Raw genomic sequence first — 18,174 nt, 5'->3', positions numbered from 1 at the left:
CCTTAACGTAGAGCGTGCAGGTGGTTCATGACCGCGGTTGCATCGCCGCGGAGCAGGGTGGGGAAGAGGCGGCGTGCCTCGTCGATGACGATCTCGAGCTGCTCGCGCTCGGGCTTGGAGGGCGGGTGCAGCACGTAATCCGCCACCTGATCCTTGTTGCCGGGGTGGCCGACGCCGATCCTCAGCCGCCAGTAGTTGGGCGTGCCGAGGTGGGCGTGCAGGTCGCGCAGGCCGTTGTGGCCGCCATGACCGCCGGCAAACTTGAGCTTGATCTGACCGACGGGCAGGTCGATCTCGTCATGCGCGACCAGGATCTGCTCGGGGGCGATCTTGTAGAAGCGGGCGAGGGCGGCGACGGACTGGCCGCTGCGGTTCATGAAAGTGGTGGGTTCGAGCAGCCAGAGCTCACGCCCATCGAGCGTGGTCCGGGCTGCTTCGCCATGAAAACGGGGTTCGGGACGCAGGGTCGCGCCGGTCTGCCGGGCGATGGCGTCCACGAACCAGAAACCCGCATTGTGGCGGGTATCCACATAGCGCGCCCCGGGGTTGCCGAGACCGACGATCAGCCGGATATCGGGTTGGGGTGCGGCTGCTGCGGACATGAGGGGCTGATCAGGCCTCGCCTTCGGCGGCGCTGCCCTTCGGCATGTGAATGGCCACGATGCCCGGGTTGTTGCCGTGGGCGGCCAGTTCGAACGCGCTTACGCCGGCCGGCAGGGCGATATCGGCCAGGTGCACGATCTGCTCGACGTCCACGCCGGCCAGATCGACCTCGATGAACTCCGGCAGGTTGCCCGGCAGGCAGGTGATCTCGATCTCGGAGGCCAGGTGGTTGACCACGCCGCCCTTCTTCACGCCCACGGAGGTGGCTTCGTTGATGAAGTGCAGCGGCACCTTGACGTGCAGCAGGTCGTTCGCGCCCACGCGCTGGAAGTCGGCGTGCATGACCAGCGGCTTGTACGGATGGCGCTGCAGGTCACGCAGGATGGCCTTCTCGGTCTTGCCGTCGATCTCGATGTCGAGGATGTGCGAGTAGAAGGCCTCGTTCTCCAGGCTGTGCCAGAGGTCCTTGTGGGCGATGGTCAGGGCGACCGGCTCGGCATTACCGCCGTACAGCACGGCCGGGACGTTGCCTTCGCGACGCAGGCGGCGGCTCGCACCTTTCCCCAGATCGTCACGGCGGGTGGCCTTCACGGTGAAGGATACGCTCATGGTGTTACTCCAAAGTAGCAAGCAAAAACCCGCCTTGCGGCGGGGTGATCCACCGGGCCGCGACCAGCCCGGGGTGTGCCGTGCCTCACGGCACGGCGAAAACTCAATCCAGGTACAGCGAGCTGACCGATTCGTCGGTGTGAATGCGGCGGATGGTCTCCGCCAGCATCCCGGCCACGGACAGCACGCGGATGCGCTCGCAGGCCTGGGCCTCGGTGCGCAGGGGGATGGTATCGGTCACCACCAGCTCGTCCAGCACCGAATTCTGCAGGTTCTCGATGGCCTTGCCGGACAGCACCGGGTGGGTGGCGTAGGCGATGACCTTGCGCGCACCGTGTTCCTTGAGGGCCTCGGCGGCCTTGCACAGGGTGCCGGCGGTGTCGACGATGTCGTCAATGATGACGCAGGTCCGATCGCGCACCTCACCGATGATGTGCATGACCTGGGCCACGTTCGCCTTCGGCCGGCGCTTGTCGATGATGGCGAGGTCCACGTCGTTCAGGCGCTTGGCCAGGGCGCGGGCACGCACCACCCCGCCCACATCCGGGGAGACCACGGTCAGGTTCTCATGGTTCTGCCGCCAGATGTCACCGAGCAGGATCGGCGAGGCGTAGACATTGTCCACCGGGATGTCGAAGAAGCCCTGCACCTGCTCGGCGTGCAGGTCGATGGTCAAGAGGCGGTCGAAGCCCACGCTCTGCAGCATGTTGGCGACCACCTTGGCGGTGATGGGCACGCGGGCGGAGCGTACGCGACGGTCCTGGCGGGAATAGCCGTAGTAGGGCACGACAGCGGTGATGCGACCGGCGGAGGCACGGCGCAGGGCGTCGGCCATCACCATCAGTTCCATCAGGTTGTCGTTGGTCGGCGCGGAAGTCGGCTGGATGACGAACACGTCACGGCCGCGCACGTTCTCGAGAATCTCGACAAAAGTCTCACCATCGCTGAAGCGGGTGACGGTGGCCTGGCCAAGCTTAAGGTCAAGGTTCTCAACCACACGCTGGGCAAGCGCGGGGTTAGCATTCCCCGTGAAGACCATCAGCATAGGATGCACCACGTTCGAGAGGATTCTTGAGAAGGAATATGGCTGGGCCGCTAGGGATCGAACCTAGGAATGCCGGAATCAAAATCCGGTGCCTTACCGCTTGGCGACGGCCCAGGAGAGGTTGTGCATTATATGGATCGGCGCGCGTTGCGCAAGCCCTTCTGTCGAAACTGAAGCGGTTCACCCCGCCTCGGTTCCCGCACTCGCGCACAAGGGCGCGGGGCAGGTTTGCCGTCCAGACGGCGCGGAATCATAAAAGAAATCCGCCACAGATCAAGCCCGCTGCATCAGGGCCAGGTGCAGGGGGGAGCGAGTCACGCCCCGGGCCGTGAAGCTCGTCCATCCGGCAGGCAGGCTGCGCCGGGCCCGTTCTGCGGTTGCGTGGTCTTCGCAGGCGCAGAACACGCAGGCGCCGGTGCCGGTCAGATGCGGCTCGCCGAAGGGGCGCAGCATCTCCAAGGCCGTGGCGATGATGGGGTGGCGCCGCACGGCAACGGGTTCGAAGGCGTTGTCATGTTCGCCGCTCCAGAAGTCGTGCGGGGTGATGCGCGGCATGTCGCGCGGAAGTTTCGGATCGGCGAACAGTTCGGCGGTGCTGACGTGCACCGGCGGGCAGGCGACGACGTACCAGCGCTCGGGCAGGTCGAGCGGGGTGAGCTTGTCGCCCACACCTTCGGCCCAGGCGCTGCGGCCGCGTACGAAAACCGGCACATCGGCACCGAGCTGGCGGCCGAGTTCGGCCAGCTGGTCCTCGGTCAGGCCGGTGCCCCACAGGTGGTTGAGGACCACGAGGGTGGTTGCGGCATCCGAGCTTCCGCCGCCCACGCCGCCACCGAGCGGCAGGCGCTTGTCCAGGCGGATGTCGGCTCCGAGCGCAGTGCCGCTGGCCTGCTGCAGGAGGCGCGCGGCGCGCACGGCCAAGCCATTGGCCTCGGGGACTCCGGGCGGCGGGTCAAGCTTGCGGATCAGCCCGTCCGGGCGCGGCTCGAAGGCAAGCCGGTCGCCGAAGTCCAGCAGCTGGAACACGGTCTGCAGCTCGTGATAGCCGTCCGCCCGGCGCCCCACGATGCGCAGCATCAGGTTGAGCTTGGCCGGGGCCGGCCACCACAACGGGGTCACAGGTGCCACCGGTCCACGACCAGACGCAGGGTCAGGTCGGCATGGGTCAGTTCCATCCGGCTGGGGAGTGGGATGCCGTTGACCAGCGTGTAGCGCTGGTAGTCGATGCGCCAGCCGTTGCTGTGCATGCGCTTGAGGCGGCCCAGCTCGTCCAGGTTGTAGGCATCGCTTTGCGAGGCTGGCAGTCCGAGCAACCAGGCGTGCATGGCATCAAGCGGCACGCTCCAGCCCAGGGTCTCGCGCAGCATGGCTTCGCCGTCGTTTCCCTGGTAGACCGAGCCCTCGTGGTCGATCAGCACCACGCCCTGGGCGTTCTGGGTCAGCTGCATGGCATTCTGGCCCAAGGGGGTGCGGATGTTCAGCAGCTGCTGGCCGGGCTCGCGCTGCCAGTCGAAGGCGACCTGCCCGCCCGTGCCTTGGGCGAGAATGGCGGCGCGGCCTTCGGCTCGCCAGTGTTCGACCTGCTTGAGCAGAGCTTGGTGGGCCTGCCACAGACTGATGCGCTGAGGATCGGTCGTCGGTTCGAGCAGGGGCGCGGTGGCGCAGCCCGCGAGCAAGAGCAGCCCGCCGAGCAGGAGAAGGCGCAAGGTCATGGTTGCTGCAGGCGGTGTTGCAGGTTCAGCAGTTCGCGCCGGCCCGGGTCGCGGGTCAGGGCGTCTTGGATCAGCTGGAGGGCCTCGTCCCGGCGGCCCTGGGCAGCCAGGACCTCGGCCAGATGCGCGGCGATCTCGCCGTCGGGCTCGCGGGCGTAGGCCCGGCGCAGGTAACCCTCGGCCTCAGTAAGCTTCCCCTGGCGGAACAGCACCCAGCCCATGCTGTCCAGGATGGCAGGGTTGTCGGGGTTGAGCTTGAGAGCCTTGTCGATCAGCGTGAAGGCCTCGTCCAGACGGAGGTTGCGGTCGGCGAGGGTGTAGCCGAGGGCGTTGAGGGCCTCTGCATGGTCGGGATCCTGGGCGAGGATGGCACGCAGGTTGGCCTCGGCCTCCTCAAAGCGGTCGAGCTGGTCCGCGAGCAGGGCGCGGGTGTAAAGCAGGTCGGGCTCGCCGGGGTAAATGCGCAGGGCCTCGTCGAGCACACCCAGGGCGGCCACCGGCTGGCCAGACTGTTTCAGCAGGTCTGCTTCCGCGAGGAACAGGCGCACCTGCTCCTCCGTGGTGTCGGTCTCCGCGCGCGCCTTGGCGAGATGGGCGCGCGCCTGATCAAGGTGCCCCTGGCGGGCATCGATCGTGGCGATGCGGATGAGCGCGTCCATGCGTACCTCGCCTTGCCGTGCGCGGCCGTACCAGTCGCGCGCGGACCGCGCGTCACCGCGTTGTTCGAACAGGCGGCCGAGGTAATAAGCAGCCACATCGGCCCGCTCGGGCACCTTGTGCAGGGCGCGCAACTCGCGCTCCGCGGTGTTGAGGTCGTTGGCATCCAACGCCAGCAGGGCGACGGTGAACCGCAGGTCGGCATCGCCCGGGTTCTTGCGCAGCAGCTCCTGGAACAGCGGGCGGGCCTCGTTGTAACGGCGGGCCTCGATCAGGGCGCGGGCGTAGTTCAGCCGCAGGGACTGATCTTTCGGGAAGCGCTCGACCGCGGCACGGACCTCGCTCAGTCCTTGGTCGATCTGCCCGGCGCTGAAATGGGTGCCGGCCAGCAGGAGGTAGGCCTCCTTGCGCTTGGGCTGCAGGCGGATGACCTTGCGCAGGGCCGCCTGGGCGGTGTCGAACTGCTTGAAGTGCATGGCGAGCTGGGCCAGCGCGATCCAGCCTTCCGCATCCTCGGCATGGCGCTGGGCCACGCCGTGCATCAGGGTGAGGCCAGGCAGTCCTTCGACGGTCAGGATGGAGACGATACGGCGGTAGGTCTCGACCCGGTCCGCGCCTTCCGACAGGTGCCGGTCAATCACGTCCAGGGCTTGGCTGTCGCGCTTGGCGCGGATGTGCACCAGGGCCTCGGCTTCCCAGCGGTCCGGCTGCGCCGGTTCGAGCGCGGTCCACAATGCCAGGGCCTGCTCGGCGGTGGCGCTGTCGCGGGCGAACAGGGCGATGCGGGTCGCCCGCTCGGCCACTCGCGGGTCGCGGCTGAGCTTGGCGGATTCCAGGTAGAGCCTGCCGGCATCGACCACCCGGCCCTGGCGGCCGGCAAGTTCGCCCAGCATCAGGAAGTAGAGGGATTCCCCGCGCACATCTTCCGCTGTCGCTGCGTGTTGCACGACCGCGGCCTCGCCATTCGCGCGCGGCTCGGGTGCAGGCGTGACCGACGCGCAGGCAGCGGTCAGCAGCGGCAGCAGAAATACAAGGCGTCTGGTCATGCGTGATCCTCGTGAGTTGATGCTCATTCTATCAGGCGGACGGGGGGCTGACAGGCCAGACGGCCGTGCTGAAGGAGGCTCCGGGTTTGACGGGCATCAGCCCTCAAGGTTCGCGGCAGGTGCAGGGGCCTGGGCGGCAGGCGCGTCTAGCTGGCTTGTCATTGCCGGGGGGATGGCCGAAAATCCCCATCCCCCATCAGGCTTCGACCCCTGCGGTTCAGCATCCCCTTCATGTCCATCATTGCCCTTGGCCTCAACCATCGCACCGCGCCCATCGAAGTGCGCGAGCGGGTGGCCTTCGCGCCGGAGCGGCTGAAGGATGCCCTGCGCGAGATGTTGAGCCTGCCGCAGGTGCGTGAGGGGGCGATCGTCTCCACCTGCAACCGCACCGAGGTCTACGCTGCGGTGGCCGGGGAGGGCGAGGGCGAGCTGCTGCGCTGGTTCCCGAGTGCGCATGGTCTGAGCGTGGAGGAGGTGCGTCCTTATCTCTACCTGCACGAGGAGGGCGAGGCCATCCGCCACTTGCTACGCGTCTCCTGCGGACTGGATTCGCTGGTGCTCGGCGAGCCCCAGATCCTCGGTCAGATCAAGACCGCCTACGCCCAGGCGGGTGAGGCGCGGGCCGTGGGGCCGGTGCTCAACCGCATGTTCCAGCACGCCTTCGCGGTGGCCAAGCAGGTGCGCACCGACACCGCCATCGGTGCGAGTCCGATCTCGGTGGCCTTCGCTGCGGTGAGCCTGGCGCGCCAGATCTTCGGTGATTTCGGCAGCAAGACGGCGCTGCTGATCGGCGCGGGGGAGACCATCGAGCTTGCCGCCCGGCACCTGCACGGCAACGGCATCGGCCGCATGATCGTCGCCAACCGCACCTTCGAGCGCGCCCACGCCTTGGCCGAACCGTTCGGCGGGTTCGCCATCGCCCTGCACGAGCTTTCCGATCACCTGCATGAGGCCGATATGGTGATCACCGCTACCGCAAGCCAGCTGCCCATCCTGGGCAAGGGCGCGGTGGAGAGTGCCTTGAAGCGGCGCAAGCGTCGCCCCATGTTCATGGTCGACATCGCCGTGCCGCGCGACATCGAGCCGGAGGTGGGCGAGCTGGAAGACGTCTACCTCTACACCGTCGACGACCTGGAGCAGGTCATCGACGAGAACCGTCGCTCCCGCCAGGAGGCCGCGCAGCAGGCGGAAGAGATCATTGACGCCCAGGTCGGGCATTTTCTCGACTGGCTGCGCATGCAGGGCAGCGCGGACATCATCCGCGACCTGCGTGCCGGTGCCGAGCAGGCGCGCGACGAGGTCCTTGAGCGCGCCCTTGGCCAGCTCGCCCAGGGGCAGCCGGCGGAAGAGGTCCTGCGCCACTTGGCGCATGCACTGACCAATAAGCTCATGCACGCCCCCACCGTGGCCCTGCGCGAGGCCTGCCAGACGGGCCAGATCGAAACCGTCGAGGCCGCGCGCCTGCTGTTCGACCTGTCTCGGGATTAGCTCCTATCCCCCGGCCGGGGCCGAGCCCGCTACGCTGCCGGTTACACCGGAATGATCGCGGCGGGGCGCCGCTCCTACGGCCCTTTCCTGTCAGTTCTGAAGTCATGCACCCATCCATTTACGACCGCCTCGAACAGCTCGCCTCCCGCTTCGACGAGGTCACCGCGCTGCTCGCCGATCCCGAGGTGATTGGCGACAACCAACGCTTCCGCGACCTGTCGCGCGAGTATGCCCAGCTCGAACCCTTGGTCCGCAGCCTGCGCGACTACCGCAATGTGGAAGCGGGGCTTGCGGCAGCACGCGAGATGGCGGCGGGGGAGGATGCCGAGCTGCGCGCCATGGCCGAGGAGGAGATCGCCACGCTCGAGGCCCGGCATCAGGAGCTCGAGCTTGCGCTGCAAAAGCACCTGCTGCCGAAGGACCCGCACGATGAGCACAACATCTTCCTCGAAGTGCGCGCGGGCACCGGCGGGGATGAGGCCGCGATCTTCGCCGGGGATCTTTTGCGCATGTACGCCCGTTATGCCGAGCGGCAGGGCTGGCCGGTGGAGATTTTGAGTGAGAGCCCGGGCGAACACGGCGGCTACAAGGAGGTGATTGCCCGCATCCAGGGGCAGGGGGCCTATTCGCGGCTCAAGTTCGAGTCCGGGGCCCATCGCGTCCAGCGTGTGCCCGAGACTGAGGCGCAGGGGCGCATCCACACCTCCGCCGCCACCGTTGCCATCCTGCCGGAGCTGGACGAGGCGGAGGCGATCGACATCAATCCCGCTGAGCTGAAGATCGACACCTTCCGCGCCTCCGGGGCGGGCGGCCAGCATGTCAACAAGACCGAGTCCGCCATCCGCATCACCCACCTGCCCACGGGCATTGTGGTCGAATGCCAGGACGAGCGCTCCCAGCACAAGAACCGCGCCCGTGCCATGAGCCTGCTCAAGGCGAAGCTGGATGACATCGAGCGCAGCCAGCGGCAGAGCGCCCAGGCGGCCGAGCGCAAGCGGCTGGTCGGCTCGGGCGACCGCTCGGAGCGCATCCGCACCTACAATTTCCCGCAGGGTAGGGTGACCGATCACCGCATCAACCTCACCCTCTACCGCCTCGACGACATCCTGCAGGGCGACCTCGATCCCATCCTCGAGCCCCTGATGCAGGCGCACCAGGCCGAGCTTCTGGCCGAGCTTGCGCAGGAGACGGGGCTTGGCTGAGGGGACGGTGACGATCGCCGAGGCCTTGCGGTATGCCCGAGCGCGCCTGGCGGGCGGCGACAGTCCGCGCGCCGATGCCGAGATCCTGCTCGCCCATGTCCTGGGCCGCCCGCGCAGTTACCTTGTGGCCTGGCCCGAGCAGCCGCTGGCCTCGGATGCGTGGGTGGCCTACCAGCAGCTGGTGGCGCGCCGGGCCGAAGGGGTGCCAGTCGCCTATCTGACCGGGATGCGCGCTTTCTTCGGGTTGGAGCTTGCGGTCACGGATGCCGTGCTGATCCCCCGTCCAGAGACCGAGCTGCTGGTGGAGGCGGCACTCGAGCGGTTGCCACACGGCCCCTGTGCGCTGGCCGATCTTGGCACCGGCAGCGGGGCGATTGCGCTGGCCATCGCCAGCGTGCGGCCGGAGGCGCGGGTGGTGGCGGTGGAGGCCTCACCTCGGGCCCTGGCGGTGGCGCGCGCCAATGCCGAGCGGCTAGGGCTGCGGAATGTGGAGCTGCGCCAAGGCGATTGGTGCCAAGGGTTGGGCGATGAGCGTTTCGACATGATCGTCAGCAACCCGCCCTACATCCGCGCGGGTGACCCCCATCTTGGGCAGGGCGATGTGCGCTTTGAGCCGGCCATGGCGCTGGCATCGGGGCCGGAGGGGCTGGATGCCATCCGCGCCATCCTCGCCTGCGCCCCCGCGCACCTTGCGCCCGGCGGCTGGCTGCTGTTCGAACATGGCTATGACCAGGCCGAGGCGGTGGCCGGGCTGATGCGAGAGGCGGGGTTTTCCGGCGTTCAAACCCTCGCTGACCTGCTCGGCCATGGGCGGGTGACCCTGGGGCGAGCCCCCGTTGGGCAGCCCTCTTTTTCTGTGGAATAATGCCGCTTCGACAACGCTTTACCAGGTACACGCCGCCAATGGACGAGAACCGCAAGAAGGCGCTAGCCGCCGCCCTGACCCAGATCGAGCGCCAGTTCGGCAAGGGCTCCGTGATGCGCATGGGCGACTCCACCGCCGCGCGCGAGGTGGACGTCATCTCCACCGGCTCGCTGGGCCTGGACCTGGCCCTCGGGATTGGCGGCCTGCCGCGTGGCCGGGTGATCGAGATCTACGGCCCGGAATCCTCGGGTAAGACCACCCTGACCCTGCAGGTCATTGCCGAGGCGCAGAAGAAGGGCGGCGTGTGCGCCTTCGTCGATGCCGAGCACGCGCTCGACCCGACCTACGCCGCCAAGCTCGGGGTGAACGTCGACGACCTGCTCGTCTCCCAGCCGGACACCGGCGAGCAGGCGCTCGAGATCGCCGACATGCTGGTGCGCTCCAACGCCGTGGACGTGGTGGTGATCGACTCCGTGGCCGCGCTGGTGCCGAAGGCGGAGATCGAGGGTGAGATGGGCGACTCCCACGTCGGCCTGCAGGCCCGCCTGATGAGCCAGGCGCTGCGCAAGCTGACCGCCAACATCAAGCGCTCCAACTGCCTGGTCATCTTCATCAACCAGATCCGCATGAAGATCGGCGTCATGTTCGGCAGCCCGGAAACCACCACCGGCGGCAACGCGCTGAAGTTCTACGCCTCGGTGCGCATGGACATCCGCCGCATCGGCTCGGTCAAGAAGGGCGACGAGGTCATCGGCAACGAAACCCGGGTCAAGGTGGTCAAGAACAAGCTCGCCCCCCCGTTCAAGCAGGTCGAGTTCGAGATCCTCTACGGTGAGGGCATCTCGCGTGAGGGCGAGATCATCGAGCTGGGCGTGGCGAATGGCCTGATCGACAAGTCCGGGGCCTGGTACAGCTACAACGGCGAGAAGATCGGCCAGGGCAAGGACAACGTGCGGCAGTGGCTGAAGGAGCATCCCGAGAAGGCGCAGGAGATCGAACAGCAGATCCGCGCCAAGGCCATGCCGGCCATGGCGAGCGGCCGCACGGCGGTGAGTGACGAGGCCCTTGTCGAGGAATTCTGATCCTCAGGACGAGGGGCAGCAGGCGCGCGAGATCGCGCTGCGCCTTTTGACCCGCCGTGAACATGCCGCGGCGGAGCTCGTGCGCAAGCTCGAGCAGCGCGGCATGCCCCGCGAGGCCGCTCGTGCGGCCGTGCTCGAGCTGGGCGAGGCCGGCTGGCAGAGCGATGCACGCTATGCCCAGGAGTTCGCCTCCGCCCACGCCGCGCGCGGCGACGGCCCGCTGAAGATCCGCGCGGCCCTCCTGGCGCGCGGGGTGGGGGAGCGCGAGGTGAGCGCGGCGCTCGCGGGCCTTGAGCTCGATTGGCTGGCCCAGGCCCGTGAGGTGCGGGCCAAGCGCTTTGGCGTCCCCCTGCCCGTCGATCCGGCCGATCAGGCCCGTCAGCTGCGTTTTTTGCAAACGCGGGGTTTTCCCCCCGCCATCGCACGCCAGGCCGTGCGTTCCACCGATTTCCAAGAAGACTGAACTGGCATGAAGACCGCCGACATCCGCAAGAGCTTCCTCGACTTCTTCGCCTCCAAAGGCCACACCGTCGTCCCCTCCAGCAGCCTGGTGCCGGCGGGCGACCCGACCCTGCTGTTCACCAACGCGGGGATGAACCAGTTCAAGGACGTGTTCCTCGGCTTCGACCAGCGCCCCTACACCCGAGCCGCCAGCAGCCAGAAGTGCGTGCGCGCCGGTGGCAAGCACAACGACCTCGAGAACGTGGGTTACACCGCCCGCCATCACACCTTCTTCGAGATGCTGGGCAACTTCAGCTTCGGCGACTACTTCAAGCGCGAGGCCATCGCCTACGCCTGGGAGTACCTCACCGAGGTGCTGAAGCTGCCCAAGGACAAGCTCTGGGTCACGGTGTATGCCGAGGATGACGAGGCGTATGCCATCTGGACCAAGGAGATCGGCGTCCCGGAGGAGCGTTGCATCCGCATCGGCGACAACAAGGGTGCACGCTACGCCTCCGACAACTTCTGGGCGATGGGCGACACCGGCCCCTGCGGCCCCTGCACCGAGATCTTCTACGACCACGGCGAGGGCATCTACGGTGGCCCGCCGGGCTCGCCCGAGGAGGATGGCGACCGCTACATCGAGATCTGGAACAACGTGTTCATGCAGTTCAACCGCGATGAACACGGGGTGATGCACCCGCTGCCCAAGCCCTCGGTGGACACCGGCATGGGCATCGAGCGCATCGCCGCGGTGATGCAGGGCGTGCATTCGAACTACGAGATCGACCTGTTCCAGGCCCTGATCCGCGCGGCCGCGCGTGAAACCGGGCAGACCGACCTTGCCAACCCCTCGCTCAAGGTCCTGGCCGACCACATCCGTGCCTGCGCCTTCCTGATCGCCGATGGCGTGATCCCCGGCAATGAGGGGCGCGGTTATGTGCTGCGCCGCATCATCCGCCGTGCCATCCGCCACGGCTGGAAGCTCGGCGCCCGCGCCGCCTTCTTCCACCGCATGGTGCCGGACCTGGTGGCCGAGATGGGCGAGGCCTACCCGGAGCTGGTGCGCGAGCAGACCCGCGTCATGGCGACCCTCAAGCAGGAGGAGGACCGCTTCTTCGAGACCATCGAGCATGGCATGGCCATCCTCGAGGGCGAGCTTGCCGCCCTGGGGCAGGGCGGCGTGCTCAATGGCGAGACGGCGTTCAAGCTGCACGACACCTACGGCTTCCCGCTCGATCTGACCGCCGACATCTGCCGCGAGCACGGTATCAGCGTCGACACCGCCGCCTTTGACGCTGCCATGGCGCGGCAGAAAGAGCAGGCGCGCGCCGCCGGCAAGTTCAAAATGGCGGCCAACCTCGACTACGATGGCCCGGCCACCACCTTCCATGGTTACGAGGAGCTCGAAATCCAGGGCAACGTCCTGGCCCTGTACAAGGACGGGGTGGCGGTCAACCGGCTCGAGGAGGGCGAGATGGGTGTGGTCGTGCTCGATCACACCCCGTTCTACGCCGAAAGTGGCGGTCAGGTGGGCGATCGGGGCGAGCTGCGCTCCAGCCACGGCATCTTCGCCGTCGAGGACACCCAGAAGATTCAGGCCAACGTGTTCGGTCACCATGGCGTGGTCAAGACCGGCAGCCTGAGCGTGGGCAACGGGGTGACCGCCCGGGTGGACGTGGCCGCGCGCCGCCGCACCATGCGCAACCACTCCGCCACCCATCTGCTGCACAAGGCCCTGCGCGAGGTGCTGGGCGAGCACGTGCAGCAGAAGGGCTCCCAGGTCGATCCGGACAAGACCCGTTTCGACTTCGTCCACCACCAGCCGATGACCGACGAGGAGATCCGCCGCGTCGAGGCCATCGTCAATGCCGAAATCCTCGCCAACGAGGCCACGCAGACCCGGGTGGTGCCGCTCGACGAGGCGCGCAAGCTGGGCGCGATGATGCTGTTCGGCGAGAAATATGGCGAGGTGGTGCGGGTGCTGGATATCGGCAGCAGCTGTGAGCTGTGCGGCGGCACCCACGTGGCGCGCACCGGCGACATCGGCCTGTTCAAGATCGTGGCCGAATCCGGGGTCGCGGCGGGCGTGCGCCGGGTCGAGGCCATCACCGGCGACGTGGCCCTCGCCTACATGCAGCGCCAGCAGGCCGTGCTGGATGACATCGCCGCTGCGCTCAAGTCCTCCGCCAGCGAGGCACCGGGCAAGATCGCCCAGCTGCTCGAGGGCATGCGCCAGCTCGAGAAGGAGCTTGCCCGGCTCAAGTCGAAACTGGCCGCCTCGCAGGGGGATGAGCTGGTCAACCAGGCCGTGGATGTCCACGGGGCCAAGGTGCTGGCCGCCACCCTCGAGGGGGCTGACGTGGCCGCCCTGCGCGAGACGATGGACAAGCTCAAGGACAAGCTCAAGTCGGCCGCCATCGTCCTGGCCGCCGTCCAGGACGGTAAGGTCAGCCTGATCGCGGGGGTCACGCAGGACCTGACCAGCAAGCTTAAGGCGGGCGAACTGGTCAATTTCGTCGCCCAGCAGGTCGGGGGCAAGGGCGGCGGGCGCCCGGACATGGCGCAGGCCGGCGGCACCCAGCCCGAGGCCTTGCCGCAGGCCCTGGCCGGCGTGGCCGAGTGGGTCCGTGCCCAACTCGGCTAGGTCACTGGCTGTTTTTTATCCAACCATTGATTAAAATATCGAGGGCCCGCTTTATGGCGGGCTCTTTTTTGATTCGCGTCCGTTTGTGACGCTTTTATGGCAGGCCAATCATGGCATTGATTGTTCAGAAATACGGCGGCACCTCGGTGGGAACCGTCGAACGCATCCAGAAGGTCGCCGAGCGCGTCATCCGTTGGCGCAAGATGGGGCATGACATCGTGGTCGTGGTGTCCGCCATGAGCGGGGAGACCAACCGCCTGCTGGGTCTGGCCAGGGAGATCGACCCCAAGGCCGATCCGCGCGAGCTGGACATGCTGGCGGCCACTGGCGAGCAGGTCACGATCGCCCTGCTCGCCATCGCCCTGCAAAAGCTCGGCCAGCCGGCCCGCTCCTACACCGGCGCCCAGGTGCGGATCCTGACCGATACCGCCTTCACCAAGGCACGCATCCGCGAGATCGACACCCAGCGCATCCGCGATGATCTGCGTGAGGGCCGGGTGGTGGTGGTCGCTGGTTTCCAGGGGGTGGACGAAGAGGGCAACATCACCACCCTCGGCCGCGGCGGTTCCGACACCAGTGGCGTGGCCCTGGCGGCGGCGCTGAAGGCGGATGAATGCCAGATTTATACCGACGTGGACGGGGTCTACACCACCGACCCGCGTGTCGAACCGAATGCCCGCCGCCTCGACCGGATCACCTTCGAAGAAATGCTGGAAATGGCCAGCCTCGGTTCCAAGGTGCTGCAGATCCGCTCGGTCGAGTTTGCCGGCAAGTACAACGTCCCGCTGCGTGTTCTGTCGAGCTTCGACGAAGGTCCGTTCGAAGAACACCCTGGCACACTGATCACTTACGAGGAAAACGGTATGGAAGAGCCCCTCATCTCCGGGATCGCCTTCAACCGCGACGAAGCACAACTGACCATCAAGGGCGTGCCTGATGCGCCGGGCGTGGCCTACCGCATCCTTGGCCCGGTGGCGGATGCCAACGTCGAGGTCGATATGATCGTGCAGAACGTCGGTGCCGACGGTACCACCGATGTGACCTTCACCGTGCATCGCAACGACTACGACAAGGCCATGGGCATCCTGCGCAAGGTCGCCGACGAGGTCGGGGCGCGTGAGGTCTCGGGCAATGCGAAGATCGTCAAGGTTTCGGTCGTCGGGGTGGGGATGCGCTCGCATGCCGGCATCGCCAGCACCATGTTCGCCGCGTTGGCGCGCGAAGGCATCAACATCCACATGATCTCGACCTCCGAGATCAAGATTTCCGTGGTGGTGGACGAGAAGTATCTGGAACTGGCCGTGCGCACCCTGCACGACGCCTTCGGCCTGGATAAGGCTGCCTGAGCAGCCCCTTTTCCGATCACTGAACAAAAATAACCGTCGACTTTTTTGCGCTCTGCTATCTTCGAATGAGTGCAAGACGGTTCAAGGAGAGCCAACATGTTGATTCTGACCCGCCGCATCGGCGAAGTACTGCGCATCGGTGACGACGTATCGATCACCATTCTCGGCGTCAAGGGTAATCAGGTACGCATCGGCATCGATGCCCCCAAGGATGTCGCCGTCCATCGCGAAGAGATCTACCAGCGCATCAAGCGTGAGGAAGGGCAGGCCGCCGCTCCGAGCGACGAGGAATAAGGCTTTTTCGTTGTGCAAACCCTTGCCTGAAGGGCGCCACAGCGGATAGAATGACCTCCCTCACTGGAGAGATGGCCGAGAGGCCGAAGGCGCTCCCCTGCTAAGGGAGTATGCGGTCAAAAGCTGCATCGAGGGTTCGAATCCCTCTCTCTCCGCCAAATATCTAAGACCCCGTCAGATCAAGAGTCCGGCGGGGTTTTTTCTTTTTCCCAAGTGAAATTTTTGCCTGATGGGGCATGCCGGAGGGGGCGCTCCTGCCAGGCTGGATCGAGCTGGACCGATACTTGCTTGAATCTGGGGAAAAAATCGGCTTTTCCCCATGCTTAATCAAGATATCGCTGACTTTCTGGTGCGCTCTCGACAGTGCGAGATCGAGGGCCTGGAGCATCTGTTGGCCACGAGCATCATGGTCGGTCGTATCCGCGCGCTGATTCATGGCCTGCAGCGTGAGCGCGGTGCCACCAACCTGTTCCTGGGCTCCAGGGGGCAGTGTTATGCCGAGCGGATGATCGAGTACCGGCGCGAGGCCGGCATCGCTGAAGGTGAGGTCCGTGCGCATCTCGTCGGCTGGCTGGAGCGTCCGCGTTGCCACACGGCCGCGAGCCGCTTCTTTGCGCATGTCGCCCTGGCCTTGCATGGGCTGGGGGAGCTGTCCCGTCTGCGTGAGAAGGTCGATCGGTTCGAGATCTCCGCGCCCGAGGCCATGGAGCGTTTCAACGATCTGGTGCGCCATCTGCTGGCCGTGGTGTTCGAGGCCGCGGATCCGGTCTCCGATCCGGCCATTTCCAGCGCCCTGGTGGCGCTATTGAATTTCATGCAGGGCAAGGAGCTGGCGGGGCAGGAGAGGGCCGTGGGGGTGGCCGGCTTCGGGCTGGGGTGGCGTGAGGAGGCGCTGCGCGAGGCCCTGATGCATCGGATCGATGCGCAGGAGCGGTGTTTCCAGATCTTTTCAGAATTTGCCGATGCCGCAACCTTGATCCGCTGGCAGCAGCTCTCGGCGTCTCCTCTGACCGCCGAGGTCGAGCGCCTGCGCCGCATGGCCTTCACCAGGACGCTGCAGGGCGATTCCGGCTTTGAGCTGGCGCAGATCTGGTTCGATCAGGCGACACGTCGCATCGATGCGATGAAGTCGATCGAGGATGACCTTGAGCAGGTTTTGCATGACTTGTGCGAAACGCGGCTGGTCCGGGCGCATGCCGAATGGGTCGACGATGAGGCGCGGATCGCCGAGCTCGCCCGTGAAGGTGGCGCTTCCCTGCCCGTCGGGGTCATTTTGGGCTATCCCGTCGATGCTGCCGCCTCCGGCGTGCTGCTGGACGTGGAGCGACAACACGTCATGGGCGGCGGAGTCGGGCGTTCGCTCATCGAACTGGTGCAGATGCAGTCGCGCCGCCTGCAGAGCGTGGAGGACGAGCTTCGCGCCGCGCGCGAGGCGCTGGAGGAGCGCAAGCTGATCGAGCAGGCCAAGGCCCTGCTCATCAAGCATCGGGGGATGACGGAGGACGAGGCCTACCGGGTGCTGCGCAAGGCCGCCATGGATCAGGGCAAACGGCTCATCGAAGTGGCCCGCGCAGCCATCGCCATGGCTGAGGTGCTGGGGCCGAAGTTCTGAGCTTTTTTCCGGCAACGTGCTGCATCACGGTGCGCCATGACGCACTGATCCGGGGCGCAGGCGATGCCCTTGTGCGGGGAAACCTCAAAAAAACCACAATGTTGGGCTGGCACGGCGTTTGCTTTGATTAAAGCAGCGGCCAACGTCGGTCGTCACGATGGATGAGCAATGGCGCTCATGTCACGGGATTCACCCTCCCGTGGTGTGAGCGCCTTTTTATTTGGGCGATATAAGGGGATACCCGCATGAGCACTGACAGCAAGCACTCCAGCAACAGGCGTGAGTTTCTCAAGAACACCGTGGCGGCGGTCGGCAGCGCGGCACTTTACGGCATGTTGCCGGCCGGCATCCGCGCGGGGGCCTGGGCGGCCGGCTCGGATGCGCCGGAGAAGACTGAGCTGAAGGTGGGGTTCATCCCGCTGACCGACTGCGCCAGCGTGGTGATGGCCTCGGTCAAGGAGTTCGACAAGAAGTACGGCATCAAGATCGTCCTCTCCAAGGAGGCCTCGTGGGCCGCGGTGCGCGACAAGCTGGTCAACGGCGAGCTGGACGCGGCGCACGTGCTCTACGGCCTGGTCTACGGCGTCAACCTCGGCATCGGCGGGCCGAAGAAGGACATGGCGGTGCTGATGACCCTCAACCACAACGGCCAGGCCATCACCCTCTCCAACCAGCTCAAGGACAAGGGCGCGACGGACGGGGCCAGCCTGGCCAAACTCATCGCCAATGAGAAGCGCGAATACACCTTTGCCCAGACCTTCCCGACCGGCACCCACGCCATGTGGCTCTACTACTGGCTGGCGCACTTTGGCATCGATCCGCTCAAGGATGTGAAGACCATCACCGTGCCGCCGCCGCAGATGGTCGCCAATATGCGGATCGGCAACATGGACGGTTACTGCGTGGGGGAGCCCTGGAACGCACGCGCCATCATGGACAAGATCGGCTTCACCGCCGAGACCACCCAGGGGATCTGGAAGGATCATCCCGAGAAGGTGCTTGGCACCACCGCCGATTTCGTCAAGCAAAACCCGAACGCGGCGCGCGCCCTGACCATGGCGGTGCTGGAGGCCTCGCGCTACATCGACACCCCGGCCAACCGCGCGGAGGTGGCGAAGATCATCGCCGACAAGGCCTACGTCAACACCGCGGTCGAGGTCATCGAGGGGCGGATGAGGGGCGAGTATGACAACGGCCTCGGCAAGACCTGGAAGGACCCGGACGCCATGAAGTTCTTCAACGACGGCGCGGTCAACGTCCCCTACCTGTCGGATGGCATGTGGTTCCTCACCCAGCACAAGCGCTGGGGGCTGCTCAAGGAACACCCGGACTACCTGGCCGTGGCCCGCCAGATCAACCAGCTCGAGCTGTACAAGCAGGCCGCAGGCCAGCTTGGCATCAGCGTGCCGTCCAGCCCCATGCGCAGCAGCACCCTGTTCGATGGCCTCAAGTGGGATGGCAGCGACCCGAAGGCCTACGCGGACGGTTTCAAGATCAAGGCCTGACGGTCACGTACCGAGGAGTA

At 66.3% G+C, this 18,174-nt stretch carries 16 protein-coding genes and 2 tRNA genes; 11 read left to right on the top strand and 7 right to left on the bottom strand.

Going from position 1 to position 18,174, the window contains the following annotated elements:
* Positions 1-2: 2 nt before the first annotated feature.
* The 7 genes from pth to V6D91_RS02610 all read right to left on the bottom strand — a co-directional run bounded on the left by pth (position 3) and on the right by V6D91_RS02610 (position 5,672).
* Positions 3-602 (bottom strand): aminoacyl-tRNA hydrolase, encoded by a 600-nt coding sequence (gene pth / locus V6D91_RS02640; RefSeq protein ID WP_347317628.1) that lies wholly within the window; start codon positions 600-602, stop codon positions 3-5.
* 10 nt (positions 603-612) lie between these two features.
* Positions 613-1,212, bottom strand: a complete 600-nt coding sequence (locus tag V6D91_RS02635; protein WP_347317627.1) for a 50S ribosomal protein L25/general stress protein Ctc — start codon at positions 1,210-1,212, stop codon at positions 613-615.
* Between the two features lie 103 nt (positions 1,213-1,315).
* Positions 1,316-2,257, bottom strand: a complete 942-nt coding sequence (locus tag V6D91_RS02630) for a ribose-phosphate diphosphokinase (RefSeq protein WP_347317626.1) — start codon at positions 2,255-2,257, stop codon at positions 1,316-1,318.
* Positions 2,258-2,296: 39 nt separating this feature from the next.
* Positions 2,297-2,371 (bottom strand) — tRNA-Gln (locus V6D91_RS02625).
* A 159-nt stretch (positions 2,372-2,530) separates the two neighbouring features.
* Entirely contained in the window at positions 2,531-3,385 is an 855-nt protein-coding gene (gene ispE / locus V6D91_RS02620) for a 4-(cytidine 5'-diphospho)-2-C-methyl-D-erythritol kinase (RefSeq protein WP_347317625.1), read from the bottom strand.
* Positions 3,373-3,969 (bottom strand): lipoprotein insertase outer membrane protein LolB, encoded by a 597-nt coding sequence (lolB, locus tag V6D91_RS02615; RefSeq protein ID WP_347317624.1) that lies wholly within the window; start codon positions 3,967-3,969, stop codon positions 3,373-3,375. The genes ispE and lolB overlap by 13 nt, the downstream gene beginning before the upstream one ends.
* The gene (locus V6D91_RS02610; RefSeq protein WP_347317623.1) at positions 3,966-5,672 is read right to left on the bottom strand and encodes a tetratricopeptide repeat protein; all 1,707 of its coding nucleotides are present in this window, start codon (positions 5,670-5,672) and stop codon (positions 3,966-3,968) included. Before V6D91_RS02610 ends, lolB begins: the two co-directional genes overlap by 4 nt.
* A 231-nt stretch (positions 5,673-5,903) precedes the next feature.
* On the opposite strand from V6D91_RS02610, the gene hemA reads away from it, so the two are divergent.
* The 11 genes from hemA (at position 5,904) to V6D91_RS02555 (ending at position 18,154) form a co-directional block, all read left to right on the top strand.
* The gene (hemA, locus tag V6D91_RS02605; RefSeq protein ID WP_347317622.1) at positions 5,904-7,160 is read left to right on the top strand and encodes a glutamyl-tRNA reductase; all 1,257 of its coding nucleotides are present in this window, start codon (positions 5,904-5,906) and stop codon (positions 7,158-7,160) included.
* A gap of 104 nt (positions 7,161-7,264) precedes the next feature.
* Positions 7,265-8,362 (top strand): peptide chain release factor 1, encoded by a 1,098-nt coding sequence (gene prfA / locus V6D91_RS02600; RefSeq protein ID WP_347317621.1) that lies wholly within the window; start codon positions 7,265-7,267, stop codon positions 8,360-8,362.
* On the top strand, positions 8,355-9,227 hold the full coding sequence (gene prmC / locus V6D91_RS02595) for a peptide chain release factor N(5)-glutamine methyltransferase (RefSeq protein ID WP_347317620.1): 873 nt from the start codon (positions 8,355-8,357) through the stop codon (positions 9,225-9,227). Before prfA ends, prmC begins: the two co-directional genes overlap by 8 nt.
* 38 nt (positions 9,228-9,265) lie before the next feature.
* On the top strand, positions 9,266-10,309 hold the full coding sequence (gene recA / locus V6D91_RS02590; protein ID WP_347317619.1) for a recombinase RecA: 1,044 nt from the start codon (positions 9,266-9,268) through the stop codon (positions 10,307-10,309).
* Positions 10,293-10,772: a regulatory protein RecX gene (locus V6D91_RS02585; protein ID WP_347317618.1), complete on the top strand. Its 480-nt coding sequence runs from the start codon at positions 10,293-10,295 to the stop codon at positions 10,770-10,772. The genes recA and V6D91_RS02585 overlap by 17 nt, the downstream gene beginning before the upstream one ends.
* 6 nt (positions 10,773-10,778) lie before the next feature.
* Complete coding sequence (alaS, locus tag V6D91_RS02580) at positions 10,779-13,397, top strand: alanine--tRNA ligase (protein ID WP_347317617.1); 2,619 nt, start codon at positions 10,779-10,781, stop codon at positions 13,395-13,397.
* 110 nt (positions 13,398-13,507) lie between these two features.
* On the top strand, positions 13,508-14,743 hold the full coding sequence (locus V6D91_RS02575) for an aspartate kinase (protein ID WP_347317616.1): 1,236 nt from the start codon (positions 13,508-13,510) through the stop codon (positions 14,741-14,743).
* A gap of 96 nt (positions 14,744-14,839) precedes the next feature.
* Positions 14,840-15,037, top strand: coding sequence for a carbon storage regulator CsrA (gene csrA / locus V6D91_RS02570; RefSeq protein WP_347317615.1), 198 nt, complete (start codon positions 14,840-14,842; stop codon positions 15,035-15,037).
* Positions 15,038-15,102: 65 nt separating this feature from the next.
* Positions 15,103-15,195 (top strand) — tRNA-Ser (locus tag V6D91_RS02565).
* A gap of 161 nt (positions 15,196-15,356) precedes the next feature.
* Positions 15,357-16,649 carry a nitrate- and nitrite sensing domain-containing protein gene (locus tag V6D91_RS02560; protein ID WP_347317614.1) on the top strand — a complete coding sequence of 431 codons (1,293 nt, stop codon included), beginning with the start codon at positions 15,357-15,359 and terminating at the stop codon, positions 16,647-16,649.
* A gap of 245 nt (positions 16,650-16,894) precedes the next feature.
* Positions 16,895-18,154, top strand: a complete 1,260-nt coding sequence (locus V6D91_RS02555; protein ID WP_347317613.1) for a CmpA/NrtA family ABC transporter substrate-binding protein — start codon at positions 16,895-16,897, stop codon at positions 18,152-18,154.
* Positions 18,155-18,174 lie beyond the last annotated feature (20 nt).

Origin of the sequence: Thiofaba sp. EF100 (genome assembly GCF_039822285.1) — a bacterium.
Classification (GTDB): Bacteria; Pseudomonadota; Gammaproteobacteria; order Halothiobacillales; family Halothiobacillaceae; genus Thiofaba.
Note: the sequence above shows the minus strand (reverse complement) of the source record. Positions and strands in the feature narration are given on the sequence as shown.